This is a genomic window from Citrobacter sp. On2M, from assembly GCF_018035235.1.
Lineage (GTDB): Bacteria > Pseudomonadota > Gammaproteobacteria > Enterobacterales > Enterobacteriaceae > Citrobacter > Citrobacter meridianamericanus.
In genome coordinates, this window is sequence record NZ_WPCV01000004.1 from 663182 (window position 1) to 678736 (window position 15555).

The window sequence follows — 15555 nt, forward strand, 5'->3', positions numbered from 1 at the left end:
GCGGATTGATTTATTTATACTTTTAGGACAAGTGCTGACGAACACTTACGGTTCAGTCATTTACCCATTCCGCTTTCGCTTATATACTCGTGACTTTGCTAACAGCAACCAGACGGATTTCATGTACCAACCTGTCGCTCTATTCATCGGCCTGCGTTATATGCGTGGGCGTGCAGCAGATCGCTTCGGTCGCTTCGTTTCCTGGCTCTCCACCATTGGCATTACTCTCGGGGTAATGGCGTTGGTCACGGTGTTGTCGGTGATGAACGGTTTCGAGCGCGAGTTGCAAAATAATATCCTTGGTCTGATGCCTCAGGCCGTTCTCTCGTCTGAACAGGGTTCCCTGAACCCACAGCAACTGCCGGAAAAAGCGGTGGTGTTGAACGGCGTCAACCGCGTCGCACCGATAACTACAGGGGATGTGGTGCTGCAAAGTGCGCGTAGCGTGGCGGTCGGCGTGATGCTGGGTATCGATCCAGCGCAAAAAGATCCACTCACGCCGTATCTGGTCAATGTGAAGCAAACAGATCTGCAGCCGGGTAAGTATAATGTCATCCTTGGTGAGCAGCTTGCCGGACAGTTGGGCGTCAATCGCGGCGATCAAATTCGCGTAATGGTGCCCTCAGCCAGCCAGTTTACCCCGATGGGACGTCTGCCGAGTCAGCGTCTGTTTACGGTGATTGGCACCTTTGCTGCCAACAGTGAAGTTGACGGCTACCAGATGCTGACCAACATTCAGGATGCGTCCCGCCTGATGCGCTACCCGGTAGGTAATATCACCGGCTGGCGTTTGTGGCTGAATGAACCGCTAAAAGTTGACACGCTGAGCCAGCAAACGCTGCCACAAGGTACCAAATGGCAGGACTGGCGCGAGCGCAAAGGGGAATTGTTCCAGGCCGTGCGCATGGAGAAAAACATGATGGGGCTGCTGCTTAGCCTGATCGTGGCGGTGGCAGCTTTTAATATTATTACCTCGTTGGGTCTGATGGTAATGGAGAAGCAAGGGGAAGTGGCGATTCTACAAACGCAGGGGCTAACGCCGCGGCAAATCATGATGGTGTTTATGGTGCAGGGGGCCAGTGCCGGGATTATCGGCGCGCTGCTGGGCGCGGTGCTGGGCGCATTGCTCGCCAGCCAACTGAACAACCTGATGCCAATTATCGGGGTGCTGCTGGATGGCGCTGCGTTGCCGGTGGCCATCGAGCCGCTGCAGGTTATCGTCATTGCGCTGGTGGCGATGGCCATCGCGCTGCTGTCTACGCTTTACCCTTCCTGGCGCGCTGCCGCCACTCAACCCGCTGAGGCTTTACGTTATGAATAAGATCCTGTTGCAATGCGACAAACTGTGCAAACGCTATCAGGAAGGCACTGTGCAAACCGATGTCCTGCACGATGTCAGTTTTAGCGTCGGCGAAGGCGAGATGATGGCAATTGTCGGCAGCTCCGGCTCCGGGAAGAGTACATTGCTGCATCTGCTGGGCGGGCTGGATACGCCGACTTCCGGCGACGTGATTTTTAGCGGCCAGCCGATGAGCAAGCTCTCGTCGGCGGCGAAAGCGGAACTGCGCAATCAGAAGTTGGGCTTTATTTATCAGTTTCACCATCTGTTGCCGGATTTCACCGCGCTGGAGAACGTGGCAATGCCGCTGCTGATAGGCAAGAAAAAACCGGCTGAAATTACCGAGCGCGCACGGGATATGCTAAAAGCTGTGGGGCTGGATCATCGCGCCAGTCATCGCCCGTCTGAACTATCTGGCGGAGAACGCCAGCGCGTGGCCATCGCGCGTGCGTTGGTAAATAACCCGCGCCTGGTACTGGCTGACGAGCCAACGGGTAACCTTGATGCGCGAAACGCGGACAGTATTTTCGAGCTTCTGGGTGAGCTGAATCGCTCTCAGGGCACGGCATTTCTGGTGGTGACGCACGATCTACAGTTAGCGAAGCGAATGAGCCGCCAGCTTGAAATGCGCGATGGTCGCCTGACGGCTGAACTGAGCCTGATGGGGGCTGAGTAATGGCGTCGCCTTTATCATTATTGATTGGTCTGCGCTTTAACCGCGGTCGGCGGCGCGGCGGTATGGTGTCGCTGATTTCCGTGATTTCTACCGTCGGTATTGCGTTGGGCGTGGCGGTGTTGATCGTCGGTCTAAGCGCGATGAACGGATTTGAGCGTGAGTTGAACAACCGTATTCTGGCCGTGGTTCCGCATGGTGAGATTGAAGCCGTAAATCAGCCGTGGAACAACTGGCAGGAAGCGCTCGATAAAGTTCAGAAAGTGCCCGGCATTGTCGCTGCGGCGCCTTATATCAACTTTACCGGGCTGGTGGAGAGTGGGGCGAACCTACGCGCAGTGCAGGTGAAGGGTGTTGATCCGCAGCAGGAACAGCGCTTGAGCGCGTTGCCCTCCTTCGTGCAGAACCACGCCTGGAATAATTTCAAAGCCGGTGAGCAGCAGATAATCATTGGCAAGGGTATTGCCGATGCGCTGAAGGTGAAGCAGGGCGACTGGGTGTCAATTATGATCCCCAACGCCAGTGCGGATCATAAGTTACAGCAGCCTAAACGCGTGCGTTTACACGTCACTGGGATCCTGCAACTGAGCGGCCAACTCGATCACAGCTTTGCCATGATCCCAATGCAAGACGCGCAGCAATACCTGGATCTGGGATCCAGCGTTTCCGGGATTGCGCTGAAAGTTAACGACGTGTTTAACGCCAATAAGCTGGTGCGAGACGCGGGCGAAGTGACCAATAACTATGTTTATATTAAGAGCTGGATCGGTACTTACGGCTATATGTATCGCGATATCCAGATGATTCGCGCCATTATGTATCTGGCGATGGTGCTGGTGATTGGTGTGGCCTGCTTTAATATCGTTTCCACGTTAGTGATGGCGGTAAAAGACAAAAGCGGCGATATTGCGGTATTAAGAACCCTCGGGGCAAAAGATGGGTTGATACGAGCCATTTTTGTCTGGTACGGCCTGCTGGCGGGTCTTTTCGGTAGCTTGATCGGCGTGGTTATTGGGGTAGTTGTCTCACTGCAACTGACGCCGATCATAAACGGTATCGAGGCGCTTATCGGTCATCAGTTCTTGTCCGGCGATATCTATTTCATTGACTTCCTGCCATCTGAATTACATTGGCTGGATGTGATTTACGTGCTGGTGACAGCATTAGTGCTGAGTCTTTTGGCGAGTTGGTATCCGGCGCGTCGCGCCAGCAATATTGATCCTGCGAGAGTACTTAGCGGCCAATAACAATATATACATTAAAGCATTTATGCTGCATCAAGGAGCGGTGATGTATTACGGATTTGACATCGGTGGGACTAAAATTGCGTTAGGCGTATTCGATAATCAACGTCGTTTGCAATGGGAAACGCGCGTCCCTACGCCGCGTGATAGTTATGACGCTTTCCTTGATGCGGTTTGCAATTTGGTAAAGGAAGCAGACCAACGGTTTGGCGTTAAAGGTTCGGTAGGCATCGGCATTCCTGGTATGCCGGAAACGGAAGACGGTACGCTTTATGCAGCCAACGTTCCCGCTGCCAGTGGTAAACCTTTACGTGCTGACCTCAGCGCGCGGTTGGACCGGGATGTACGCCTGGATAACGACGCTAACTGTTTTGCTCTCTCCGAAGCCTGGGATGACGAGTTTACTCAATATCCGCTGGTGATGGGATTGATCCTTGGTACGGGAGTGGGCGGCGGCCTGGTACTTAACGGGAAATCCATCACTGGACACAGCTATATTACCGGTGAGTTTGGTCATATTCGTTTGCCAGTCGATGCGCTGACGCTGATGGGTTTTGATTTCCCGCTACGCCGCTGCGGATGCGGCCAGCTGGGATGCATCGAAAGCTACCTTTCCGGCGGCGGATTTGCGTGGTTGTATCAGCATTACTACCATCAACCGCTGGATGCCCGTGAAATTATCGCGCTGTGGGAGCAGGGTGATGAGCAAGCGCGTGCTCACGTTGAACGCTATCTGGATTTGCTGGCGGTGTGCCTTGGAAATATTCTGACCATCGTCGATCCTGATTTGGTGGTGATTGGCGGAGGCTTGTCGAATTTTACCGCTATCACGACGCAGCTGGCGGATCGGCTGCCACGTCATCTGCTGCCGGTCGCACGGGTGCCGCGTATTGAGCAAGCGCGGCACGGCGATGCGGGCGGGATGCGCGGGGCCGCTTTCCTACATCTTACCGATTAATACAAAGAGGTTGTTATGCTGTCGCGTCGGGGTCATCGGTTAAGCCGCTTTCGTAAAAATAAACGCCATTTGCGCGATCGCCTGCGTCAACGAATCTTTTTCAGAGACAGAGTGGTGCCTGAATTGATGGAAAAACCAAGAGTGCTGGTACTGACGGGAGCGGGAATCTCCGCTGAGTCAGGAATTCGAACCTTCCGCGCGGCGGATGGTCTCTGGGAAGAACATCGGGTTGAGGACGTTGCGACACCGGAAGGATTTAGTCGTAATCCGCAACTGGTTCAGTCGTTTTATAACGCCCGTCGCCACCAGTTGCAGCAACCAGAAATCCAGCCCAATGCGGCGCATATCGCGCTGGCAAAACTCGAAGCCGAGCTGGGCGATCGTTTTTTACTGGTCACACAGAACATTGATAATCTGCATGAACGTGCGGGCAGCCAGAACGTTATCCATATGCACGGCGAACTGCTCAAGGTTCGCTGCTCGCAAAGTGGGCAGATTCTGGAATGGAAGGACGATGTGACCCCGGAAGATAAATGTCACTGCTGTCAATTTCCGGCACCGCTGCGACCGCACGTGGTGTGGTTTGGTGAAATGCCGCTGGGCATGGATGAAATTTACATGGCGCTGGCAATGGCGGATGTATTCATTGCAATTGGTACGTCGGGCCATGTGTACCCGGCTGCGGGGTTTGTGCATGAGGCGCGACTACATGGGGCGCATACGGTAGAGTTAAATCTTGAACCGAGCCAGGTGGGAAGCGAGTTTGAAGAGAAGTATTACGGTCCGGCAAGCCAGGTGGTACCTGAGTTTGTGGAGAAGTTGTTGAAGGGACTGTGATCAATTTTATGTGCCGGGTGGCAGCTTCGCCTTACCCGGCATCACGCTGAATTAGCGTCCTGCTTTCAGCTTCTGATAGTACTCTTCGTAAATAGCGCTGGCGGAACCGACGTCGTTCTGCCATTCCCCTTTGTTGATGGTTTCTGCATCCGGGTACAGGGTTTTATCGTTCGCGACTTCAGGACTGAGCAGCTTGCGTGCCGCCAGGTTTGGCGTTGGATAACCAATAGTTTCCGCAACTTCTTTCGCCACGTCCGGGCGCAGTAAGAAGTTAATCAGCTTCAGCGCACCTTCTTTGTTTTTCGCGTTAGCCGGAATAGAGAGGCTGTCCATCCAGAAGATCCCACCTTCTTTTGGCCAGACGACTTCAAGCGGTGTGCCTGCCTGACGCGCAACATACGCGGAGCCGTTCCACACCATCCCCAGATTGACTTCACCTTCCATATACGGGTTGGCAGGGTTGTCAGAGTTAAACGCTGCAACGTTTGGCATCAGTTTCTTCAACTCGTTATAGGCAGCTTCAATTTCTTTCGGGTCAGTGGTATTGCCGGAATATCCCAGCTTGCGCAGTGCCATCTGGAACACTTCACGTGCATCATCCGTTAACAGCAGGCTGCCTTTGTATTCCGGTTTCCACAGATCGGCCCAACTGGTCACCGTTTTCGGGTCGATGGCATCGCTATTGACGCCAATAGCCGTAGCACCCCAGATATACGGGATGGAGTAATCATTGTTGGGGTCAAACGGCTTGTTGAGCATTTCCGGATCGAGGTTGTGGAAGTTGGTCAACGTCGACTTGTCGATCTTTTGGATCATGCCTTCTTTGCGCATTTTATCGACGTAATAGGTGGACGGAACCACCAGATCGTATGCGCCGTCTTTATAAGTTTTGAGCTTGGCATACATAGTTTCATTCGACTCATAGGTCGAATAGATCACCTTAATGCCGGTCTCTTTGGTGAACTGTTCCAGCAGTCCAGGCGGGACATACTCGGTCCAGTTATAGAAATAGAGCGTGTTGTTGTCATTGGCGTGAGCGGCGCTCATGCCCAGTGCCAGAGCACCCGCCGCGAGCAGGTGGCGTGACCATTTTTTCATCATTTAACGTCCCCTGAATTAAGGGCCTTAACGGCCCTTGGTTTTATCACGTGCAATAAGCTGGCTGGCAATGACCATAACCAGCGACAGAACCAACAAAATGGTCGCCAGAGCGTTCACCTCTGGTGATACGCCGACTTTGACCATTGAGTAGATTTTTAATGGCAAAATTTCATAACCCGGCCCGGTAACGAATGACGAAACGACAACATCATCCATCGACAGCGTAAAGCTCAGCAACCAACCGGCAGCCACCGCAGGCATAGCCAATGGCAGTATGATCTTGCGCAGAATGGTTACTTCACTGGCACCCAGATCTTTGGCCGCCTCAAGCATGCGTACGTCAAAGCCTTTCAGACGTGAGTAGACCGTTACAACCACGAAGGGCAGACAGAATGTGATATGCGAGAACAAAAGTGACCAAAAGCCCAGTTGAATGCCGATCAGCATAAACAGCACCAGCAAAGAAATCGCCATCACAATATCTGGCGACATCATCACCACGAACAGCATGCCGCTGACAAACGGTTTACCGCGAAAACGGTAGCGGTACAGTGCGACTGCTGTGAGTGAACCGATCAGCGTGGCAAACGTGGCGGAGAGTACTGCCATCGTCAGCGAGTGCTGCGCCGCCTGTAGTAGGCTGTCGTTGTTCATCAGCAGGCCGTACCATTTGGTGGTGAATCCCTGCCAGTTGATGCCGAAGCGCGAGCTGTTAAAGGAGTTCACAATCAAAATAATGATTGGAATATACAGATACGCGTAGATAGCGGTCATGAAACCGCCTCTGAGCAGGCGACCGATCATTCGAGTTCCACCTTCTTGTTCAGCAAGCGGGAGGCGCGCCAGTAGATTAGCAGCATCAGCCCCATCACAATGGTCAGCGTAATGCTGGTGGCGGCACCAAACGGCCAGTCGCGGATGTTCAGGAACTGAACTTTAATCACATTACCAATCAGCAGGTTTTTCGCCCCGCCCATTAAGTCGGATACGTAAAACAGCCCCATTGCGGGCAGCATAACCAACAGGCATCCGGCGATAATTCCCGGCATCGTCAACGGAATAATGATGCGGGTGAAGGTCTGAAGTTTACTGGCGCCCAGATCGCGCGCGGCTTCCAGCAGCGGTTTATCGAGTTTTTCAATGCTGGAATAGAGCGGCATTACCATAAACGGCAGCAGGATGTACACCAGGCCGATAATCACCGCGCTGGGGGTAAACATGATGCGAATAGGGGTATCGATAACGCCGAGCCACAACAGAAATTCGTTGAGATAGCCCTTGGTGCTGAGGAAAATTTTGAGTCCGTAGATGCGAATAAGTGAATTGGTCCAGAACGGAACAATCAGCAGGAACAGCAGCAGTGGACGCACTTTTTCCGGCAGTTTCACCAAAAACCAGGCAAACGGGTAGCCGAGTACCAGACAGGCGAGCGTAGCAATCAGCGCCATATTGAGAGAATGAACCAGCACCTCAAAATAGAGCGGATCGAGCAGGCGTGTATAGTTTTCCAGCGTAAAGACCATTTTGACGAAATTGGCGTCGTCGCGAGTCAAAAAGCTGGTGCCGATGATCATCAGGTTGGGCAGAAAGACAAATAACACAAGCCAACCGACAATGGTGACGATCACCACACTCTGGAATTTACTTGTGTTCTTCATCAGCCAGTACGACCTCCCAGCTTTCTACCCAGTTAATCGCCATTTTCTGGTCGAGCGAGTGGTCAAAGTCAGGATCGTCTTCGTTGAAGAACTCACTGACCATCACCATCTTGCCGTTTTCCAGTTCCACAACCGACTCCAGCGTCATGCCTTTGTAGTTGCGCTCACGCACGTAGCCGATAAGACCTTCGATATGATTATCGTCGTTGATTTCATCCACGCGCAGATCTTCCGGGCGTAACAGAACGTGCAGCTTCTGCCCAGGAATCACCGCAAAGTTGACATAAATATTGCACTCACGACCTTCAACGTTAGCACGAACGCGCTGTTCGTCCAGACGTTCTATCACCGTGGCGTTAAACATGTTGATCTCGCCAATAAATCCGGCGACGAACAGATTTTTAGGCTCTTCGTAGATTTCGCGCGGCGTACCGTCCTGCTCAATCTTACCATCGCGCATCACCACGATGCGATCTGACATGGTCAGCGCTTCTTCCTGATCGTGTGTGACAAAGACAAAAGTGATACCCAGCTTACGCTGCAACGCTTTCAGTTCGTTCTGCATCTGCTTACGCAGTTTGTAGTCAAGTGCAGAGAGGGATTCATCTAACAAGAGTAGGCGAGGTTTGTTCACCACCGCACGGGCAATCGCTACGCGCTGCTGCTGTCCACCGGAGAGTTGATGTGGTTTTCGCTGGGCGAATTCTTCCAGTTGCACCATGCGCAGAGCTTCAGTAACGCGGGGAGAAATGTCGGCTGCGGGCGTTTTTTGCATGCGTAAGCCAAAGGCCACATTCTCAAATACGGTCATGTGGGGGAATAACGCATAGCTTTGGAAGACGGTGTTCACGTAGCGGTTTTCCGCAGGAACGTGAGTGATGTCCTGGTTGTCCAACATAATATGACCGGAATCAACAGTTTCCAGGCCGGCAATCAGGCGAAGAACGGTTGTTTTACCGCAGCCAGAGGGGCCGAGCAGCGTGAGAAACTCGCCATTATTGATGGTCAAATCCAGGCTGGAAATCACCTCTTTGCCATCGAAACTTTTGCGAATTCCCGCTAATTGCACCAGTGGAGAAAGCGAACGCGGTTGTTTATTCAATTTTTTACTCTGTCCCATGTAAACGCAACGGATGGCTGACCGATGCGGGGTTTGTGGTTAACCACCTTGATGACTCTTAATGAGGGCGGTTATTCTACGGCAAACCATTGTAATCGCCAATCCTTGTTGCGAATTACTGACTTAACCCTATAGTCAGAGGGGATGTCGAGGAGAAATATTCTTACTTGCGGGGATAAAAGTGACCTGACGCAATATTTGTCTTTTGTTGCTTATTGATAATGTTGTCACAAAAAGTGAGGGTGACTGCATGGATAAACTACTTGAGCGTTTTTTACACTACGTGTCGCTGGACACCCAATCAAAATCGGGCGTGCGGCAGGTACCCAGCACCGAAGGACAGTGGAAGTTGTTACAACTGCTCAAACAACAGCTCGAAGAGATGGGGCTGGTTAATATTTCATTGAGCGAAAAGGGTACGCTGATGGCGACGCTGCCCGCTAACGTTGCTGGCAATATTCCCGCGATCGGCTTTATTTCCCATGTGGATACCTCACCGGATTTCAGCGGTAAAAACGTTAATCCGCAAATCGTCGAAAACTATCGCGGCGGCGATATTGCGTTAGGCATTGGTGATGAAGTTCTGTCGCCGGTGATGTTCCCGGTGCTACATCAACTTCTGGGCCAGACGCTAATCACTACAGACGGTAAAACCCTGCTGGGCGCGGATGACAAAGCAGGTGTGGCGGAAATCATGACCGCGCTGGCCGTGCTTATTCAAAAAAACATTCCGCACGGTGATATCCGCGTGGCCTTCACGCCGGATGAAGAGGTTGGTAAAGGGGCCAAGCATTTTGACGTTGCGGCATTCGATGCGCAGTGGGCCTACACTGTTGACGGTGGTGGCGTAGGTGAGCTGGAGTTTGAAAACTTCAACGCCGCCTCGGTTAATATCAAAATTGTCGGCAACAATGTGCATCCCGGTACTGCAAAAGGGGTGATGGTGAATGCGCTGTCGCTGGCGGCGCGTATTCACGCTGAGGTTCCGGCAGACGAAAGCCCGGAAACGACGGAAGGCTACGAAGGCTTTTATCACCTGGCGAGCATGAAAGGGACGGTCGATCGTGCAGATATGCACTACATCATCCGTGATTTTGACCGCAAGCAGTTTGAAGCGCGTAAACGTAAGATCATGGATATCGCCAAAAAGGTCGGCAAAGGGTTACACCCGGATTGCTATATCGAACTGGTGATTGAAGACAGTTACTACAATATGCGCGAAAAAGTGATTGAACATCCACACGTGCTGGATATCGCCCAGAAGGCAATGCGCGATTGCGATATTGAGCCGGTGCTGAAACCTATTCGTGGCGGTACTGACGGCGCACAGCTGTCGTTTATGGGATTACCGTGTCCGAATCTTTTCACCGGTGGTTATAACTATCATGGCAAACATGAGTTTGTAACCCTGGAAGGAATGGAAAAAGCGGTGCAGGTGATTGTGCGTATTGCGGAGTTAACTGCGAAGCAGCAGTAACAAGCCCGAAGTAGATGCCGGATGCACAAAACGTCATCCGGCAAAATGACTCATCACCCTTCGAAGAACCAGTACCCACTGTTGACCAGCGCGGCAAGCATGGCAAGGAAAGACGGATCTTCCAGCGCATCCTCAAAGTTCTCAGCCGTTAGCACGATATGGCTGGCCAGCGCTTCCAGGGCAGGACGATGCGGCGAGTCAATTTTTTCACCGTTGGCGTAGACGTCGTCGCCGATGCGCAATACGCGTAATCCGCCCAGACGCACTAACACATCCCCTTGCTTCAGGGCATCGTAAATTTCATCTGGCTGATACGGTGGCTCCGGCGGCGCAATATCCAGCTCATGACGAGACTGAGAAATAAACTCGCCAAACCACTGCTGGAAATGTTCCGGTTGATTAATCAGCCCCAGCATCATTTCGCGCAGCTTGTCCATCTCTTGTGGCAGTACGTCGGCAGGATGGTCGCGCGGCGGCAGGTCAGGATCGCTGTAATACGTGCTGCCCAGCTCACGTTGTAATACGTAGTCGGCGAACCCGCTAATCAGTTCGCGCGTGTTTGGCGCACGGAAGCCGACCGAATAGTTCATGGCGTTTTCCAGCGCATAGCCTTCGTGCGGGAACCCCGGTGGAATATACAGGATATCGCCGGGTTCCAGCTCTTCATCGATGATGGCTTCAAACGGGTCGACCTGAAGGAGATCCGGGTGAGGACAGTGTTGTTTTAACTGCAGTTTTTCACCTACGCGCCAGCGGCGACGTCCGGTTCCCTGGATGATAAATACATCGTACTGATCCAGATGCGGGCCAACCCCGCCGCCAGGGACGGAGAAGGAGATCATCAGATCGTCGATACGCCAGTCAGGCAGTTCGCGAAACGGACGCATCAGCGCAGCGGTTGGCTCGTGCCAGTGATTGACCGCCTGGACCAGAAGCGACCAGTTGTTCTCGCCGAGATGGTCATAGCTTTCAAAGGGACCGTGGCTAACTTGCCATTTGCCGTCCTGGTGGCTGACGAGTCGGCTGTCGACCTCACTTTCCATTGCCAGTCCAGCCAGTTCGTCAGGAGAAAGTGGGTCAATAAAGTTGTTAAACCCGCGTTTTAATACCACCGGGCGTTTCTGCCAGTGGCGTTCAAGAAAATCGGGCCAGTTAAGTGTGAGTTGGTATTCCATAGTGAGCTTCCCGCAGGCTGGTATCTGCAACCGATTATAACGGATACTTAACCTCAAGCGTGAAGTCAGCACATATTTATTACACGTGGCGATTACTCGTCTTTCTGCCCCGGCTGCTGGCGACCAAAAATAACCTCCATGCGCGCGCCACCCAGCAGGCTATCACTGGCAATAATCTGCCCGTCATACTGTTCAGTTATTTCTCGCGCCACTGCCAGTCCGACGCCTTGTCCAGGTCGTAACGTATCGACGCGCTGACCACGGTCAAACACCACTTCCCGTTTGCTTTGCGGAATACCAGGACCATCATCCTCAACCAGAATATGCAGTTGATCTTCTGACAGATGCGCTGAAATCTCGACAAACTCCAGACAGTATTTACATGCGTTATCCAGTACGTTACCCATCACTTCGACAAAGTCGTTCTGCTCGCCTACGAAACTGATTTCGGGGGAGATATCGAGACTGATATTGACGCCTTTACGCTGATAAACTTTATTCAGCGCGGAGGTGAGTTTATCAAGCAACGGCGCGACTGGATGCAGTTCGCGACTGAGCAGAGAGCTGCTGCCACGCATGCTTGCACGATGCAGGTAATAGCCAATCTGCTGGGAAATACGGCTGATTTGTTCCAGCATGATAGGCTCGGCGTCGCTCACGTTCATTTTTTCATTACGCATCGAGCGCAGGGTACTCTGCAATACCGCCAGTGGTGTTTTCAGGCTGTGGGTGAGGTCAGTTAATGTGGTGCGGTATTTGTCGTAGCGCTCACGTTCGCTTTTTAAAAGTCGATTCAGGTTACGAACCAGACTGGTCAGTTCGCGCGTGGTGGCGGGGTTCAGCATCTCACGATGATGCTCCTCAAGCTCGCGGACTTCACGCGCCAGCGACTCAATTGGCCGCAGACTCCACCAGGCGGCCACCCATAAGAGCGGAATGACCAGCAACAGATTGGCGACCAGCACATAAATAAACCAGCTCCAGACCATGTATGAGCGCTTTAGCTCAATAGGAATTGTATCGACAACCACAATGGTTAACTGTGGCATTCTGGCAGTGGCGGGGTAGACGTTAACCGCCACGGAGTGGGTCATTTCGGCGTCGTCGTCATCCTCTCTGACTTCTTTTAACTGTTGCTGTGCGGAGTGGTCTTCGCCCAGTAGGGTGCTGGTGGCGTCAACGTTGGCTTCAATCTCATGAAAACCGTTGGTTTTAAGCCAGTCTGGTTGGATGCTTTGCGTCAACCAGGGCACGTTGCGCTGTGCCCACAGAAGCTCACCCGCTTCATTGTAAATCAGCGACATTGTTGGGCTTTGCATGTCGAGGTTCTCGGGCAGCTCGATGTTAATCTTGCCGTTTTCCCATTTCGCCAGGGTATAAAACAGATTGCTTTCACCGCGCAACAGGCGGAACGTGGTCTTATCAAAACTAACGCTGTAACCTACCAGGGCAACCATGCCGTAGGCCAGTGAAAGCACCAATACCACACCTGCGGTTGCCAGTAAAAAGCGCAGCCGCAGCGATAACGGGAAAAAATGACGCAATAATTTGTTCATTAGCGCAGTTCGAAAAGATAGCCTTGCCCACGTACTGTGGTAATTACTTCATGCGGATATTGCGCCTGAATTTTTTTACGCAGACGTCCCATCAGGACATCAATAGTGTGACTTTCACGTAGTTCAGCATCCGGGTATAGCTGCAGCATGAGCGAATCTTTACTGACGACTTTGCCGCTATTACGGATGAGTGTTTCCATAATGGTATATTCGAACGCCGTGAGCTTAATAACTTCATCATTGACGGATAATTCGCGGCGAGAGAGATCAACCTGGAAAGGCGGAAGGGAGATAATCTGCGAGGCCAGACCGCTGTTGCGACGCATCAGCGCCTGCATGCGCGCAGCCACTTCTTCAATGTGAAACGGTTTGGTGACGTAATCATCAGCGCCGGCGCTGAGTACTTCCACTTTGTCCTGCCAGCCTTCACGCGCGGTCAATACCAGAATCGGCAGCGAAACCTCATTGCTGCGCCAACGGCGGATCAACGACAAACCATCTTCATCGGGAAGGCCTAAGTCAACGAGTGCGATATCCGGAAGATGTTCATTCAGATAATAGTCTGCTTCCTTGGCATCTTCTGCATCATCTACCTGATGACCTAAATCCTGTAGCTGAACCTTAAGGTGGTGGCGTAATAAAGCATTATCCTCGACAACCAGTACGCGCATCATCGTTTCTCCCTAAAATAACGGTATGAATAGTTTAACGCTGATTATGTGGATTGAAAGCAGCGCTATGAACTTAAATAACTTTTCTCATGCTCCCCTGCCTGTGGGGCGTTCTGGGGGCAGTGCTGTTGGCATCTGATTGTTCAGCATATTGACCTGATCCTGGTTCATGTCGCCAATCCACTTGGAGTAAATCTCGTACACCATATGTGCATCGTCTTCCCATGCCAGGGCGCCTATCTCGCCCGGCCTCATCCCTGTATATACGGCAACAATGATGATTAATGCCTGGCTACGGGGAAGGGTGGTTATCAGTGCCTGGTACTTATGAAGTAAAAGTGGGTCGGGATCATTTTTAGATAACTTGAGTCGCGACACGCCCTCATAAGGAGCATGCAATATAAACTGGCTTCGGTTTACGAGCTTAGGCATTTCTGATAAAACTGCCATCTGTTTATTGACTGTTGAGGGCGCGCGACCCTGCCTGGTGAGATTCGGCATTGCCGGGTTAATAATTGTCCCGGTCAATAACTCTTTTCGGTAATGCAAAATGTCGGCATGCTCAATATCTACCAGACGGGTATTTTCTCCGATAACACGCTGTAATGTGTATACAATAGAAGTAATCGACAGCATTGTTGCACCAGATACCTCTAAAGCTTTGGTGTCTGTAAAAAAATCACTTAGCCTGGCAGGTTAGATGACAGAAAGTGTAGTCACTACCAGCGTGCAACATGAGCTCTTAAGGCCTGTCAACCAGTCGTTTAGATATATTTTCGGATACATGTGAACCTCTCCCTGTTTTTAATTTATCTTTTATGATTCCAGAAATCAGGGGCTACAAATGATGAGAGATACATGTTCGCTACAGACGGGCCTCGAAGACCATTTATTCGACAAAACTCAACGCGTAATCCGGGAAGGAGTACTTCTGAGTCATGCAGATTAGATGTGTTTGTTCATTTCTCTGCTACCCAGAACGGTAATTTTCGCACTTTGTTTGAAGGTCAAAAAGTCTCATTCTCTATTGAACATGGTACTAAAGGTCCGGTTGCCGGCAGTGGAGTTATCGCAAAGTAAAATCCGCTTTATGTGTGTATGCGATAACAATGACGGCTAAGGCCTGAGCGTTTTTTTTATTATCGGTGGCTTGAACAATATTAAAATACAGATGTGGTGATTCTGTGCGAGAAACGGTATCTCAAACAGATTCAGGCTGCTTCTTTTTGATTTGTTTGGAATACTTTATTGCAATGAGGACAGATTAAAAGGGAACCTTTTTGTAATCTTGCAAAACTATGTTCAGATTGATGGGTACAGTTTGGGCAAGTGCATTTGACAAGATAGTTACGGCGTGATTTAGAGTCTTTACGTTCTGACATAGGCTTTTCCTTGATTGGATGGACTTTAACTTTACCTTAATTTGTCCAGGAAATCTTAATTTTATTAACCAATGGGGGCTGATAAAAAAGTCGGTAGTTCAGGGCATGAAGCTGTCTACTGAGAAATGCGCCTGGATGAACGTCACAATGCTCACCGACATGCTCGGAAATATTGCAGTTTAAATTAATTTTTATGCTCAAAGTTATGGGTGATTTCCTTACAAAACTAAAGCTTGCTATGTTTGGTTAATCATGCGTTAATGAATCTCTGGTTTGTTACGAATTTATCTGAAGCAGTCGCTGAAATAATTTTATTCCTTGTTCCTGTTGAGATTTCCTTGTTAGCTTTTCTCTCTGATAATTT

The 15555-nt window shown here is 51.1% G+C and carries 15 protein-coding genes and 2 pseudogenes; 7 read left to right on the plus strand and 10 right to left on the minus strand.

Annotation, left to right across the window (positions count from 1 at the left end; all coding sequences use genetic code 11):
- The first annotated feature begins 121 nt into the window (after positions 1 to 121).
- Genes lolC through cobB form a run of 5 tightly spaced genes read left to right on the plus strand, consistent with a single transcriptional unit; the run spans position 122 to position 5051 of the window.
- Positions 122 to 1321: a lipoprotein-releasing ABC transporter permease subunit LolC gene (gene lolC, locus On2M_RS13480; RefSeq protein ID WP_003030806.1), complete on the plus strand. Its 1200-nt coding sequence runs from the start codon at positions 122 to 124 to the stop codon at positions 1319 to 1321.
- The gene (gene lolD, locus On2M_RS13485) at positions 1314 to 2015 is read left to right on the plus strand and encodes a lipoprotein-releasing ABC transporter ATP-binding protein LolD (protein ID WP_151220011.1); all 702 of its coding nucleotides are present in this window, start codon (positions 1314 to 1316) and stop codon (positions 2013 to 2015) included. Before lolC ends, lolD begins: the two co-directional genes overlap by 8 nt.
- Positions 2015 to 3259: a lipoprotein-releasing ABC transporter permease subunit LolE gene (gene lolE, locus On2M_RS13490; protein WP_210904969.1), complete on the plus strand. Its 1245-nt coding sequence runs from the start codon at positions 2015 to 2017 to the stop codon at positions 3257 to 3259. The genes lolD and lolE overlap by 1 nt, the downstream gene beginning before the upstream one ends.
- A 43-nt stretch (positions 3260 to 3302) precedes the next feature.
- Positions 3303 to 4214 (plus strand): N-acetylglucosamine kinase, encoded by a 912-nt coding sequence (gene nagK / locus On2M_RS13495; RefSeq protein ID WP_151225263.1) that lies wholly within the window; start codon positions 3303 to 3305, stop codon positions 4212 to 4214.
- 15 nt (positions 4215 to 4229) lie between these two features.
- A complete protein-coding gene (gene cobB, locus On2M_RS13500) occupies positions 4230 to 5051 on the plus strand; it encodes a Sir2 family NAD+-dependent deacetylase (RefSeq protein WP_151220008.1) in 822 nt (273 codons plus the stop codon).
- 51 nt (positions 5052 to 5102) lie between these two features.
- Here cobB and potD read toward each other — a convergent pair whose 3' ends face one another.
- The 4 genes from potD to potA are packed head-to-tail and all read right to left on the minus strand — an operon-like array spanning position 5103 to position 8930.
- Positions 5103 to 6149 (minus strand): spermidine/putrescine ABC transporter substrate-binding protein PotD, encoded by a 1047-nt coding sequence (gene potD, locus On2M_RS13505; RefSeq protein ID WP_003030797.1) that lies wholly within the window; start codon positions 6147 to 6149, stop codon positions 5103 to 5105.
- A gap of 27 nt (positions 6150 to 6176) precedes the next feature.
- The gene (potC, locus tag On2M_RS13510) at positions 6177 to 6956 is read right to left on the minus strand and encodes a spermidine/putrescine ABC transporter permease PotC (protein ID WP_003030794.1); all 780 of its coding nucleotides are present in this window, start codon (positions 6954 to 6956) and stop codon (positions 6177 to 6179) included.
- Entirely contained in the window at positions 6953 to 7810 is an 858-nt protein-coding gene (potB, locus tag On2M_RS13515) for a spermidine/putrescine ABC transporter permease PotB (RefSeq protein ID WP_003030793.1), read from the minus strand. Before potB ends, potC begins: the two co-directional genes overlap by 4 nt.
- Positions 7794 to 8930 (minus strand): spermidine/putrescine ABC transporter ATP-binding protein PotA, encoded by a 1137-nt coding sequence (potA, locus tag On2M_RS13520; RefSeq protein WP_043015989.1) that lies wholly within the window; start codon positions 8928 to 8930, stop codon positions 7794 to 7796. Before potA ends, potB begins: the two co-directional genes overlap by 17 nt.
- Positions 8931 to 9180: 250 nt before the next feature.
- Here potA and pepT point away from each other — a divergent pair, with 250 nt between their 5' ends.
- Positions 9181 to 10407, plus strand: coding sequence for a peptidase T (pepT, locus tag On2M_RS13525; protein WP_187259991.1), 1227 nt, complete (start codon positions 9181 to 9183; stop codon positions 10405 to 10407).
- A 53-nt stretch (positions 10408 to 10460) separates the two neighbouring features.
- Here pepT and roxA read toward each other — a convergent pair whose 3' ends face one another.
- From roxA to On2M_RS24225, 5 genes and pseudogenes are all read right to left on the minus strand, one after another.
- Positions 10461 to 11582, minus strand: coding sequence for a [50S ribosomal protein L16]-arginine 3-hydroxylase (gene roxA / locus On2M_RS13530; RefSeq protein ID WP_003030786.1), 1122 nt, complete (start codon positions 11580 to 11582; stop codon positions 10461 to 10463).
- Between the two features lie 92 nt (positions 11583 to 11674).
- A complete protein-coding gene (phoQ, locus tag On2M_RS13535; RefSeq protein WP_151220004.1) occupies positions 11675 to 13138 on the minus strand; it encodes a two-component system sensor histidine kinase PhoQ in 1464 nt (487 codons plus the stop codon).
- On the minus strand, positions 13138 to 13809 hold the full coding sequence (gene phoP, locus On2M_RS13540) for a two-component system response regulator PhoP (RefSeq protein ID WP_151220022.1): 672 nt from the start codon (positions 13807 to 13809) through the stop codon (positions 13138 to 13140). The genes phoQ and phoP overlap by 1 nt, the downstream gene beginning before the upstream one ends.
- A gap of 87 nt (positions 13810 to 13896) precedes the next feature.
- Positions 13897 to 14445, minus strand: coding sequence for a hypothetical protein (locus On2M_RS13545; RefSeq protein ID WP_247604990.1), 549 nt, complete (start codon positions 14443 to 14445; stop codon positions 13897 to 13899).
- Between the two features lie 173 nt (positions 14446 to 14618).
- A pseudogene (locus tag On2M_RS24225) lies at positions 14619 to 14747 on the minus strand (hypothetical protein); the annotation flags it as partial.
- 10 nt (positions 14748 to 14757) lie between these two features.
- On the opposite strand from On2M_RS24225, the pseudogene On2M_RS24230 reads away from it, so the two are divergent.
- Positions 14758 to 14889 (plus strand): annotated as a pseudogene (locus On2M_RS24230) (cold shock domain-containing protein); the annotation flags it as partial.
- Between the two features lie 131 nt (positions 14890 to 15020).
- Here the strand turns inward: On2M_RS24230 and On2M_RS13555 are convergent.
- Positions 15021 to 15191 carry a YnfU family zinc-binding protein gene (locus On2M_RS13555; protein ID WP_210904971.1) on the minus strand — a complete coding sequence of 57 codons (171 nt, stop codon included), beginning with the start codon at positions 15189 to 15191 and terminating at the stop codon, positions 15021 to 15023.
- Positions 15192 to 15555: the final 364 nt, after the last annotated feature.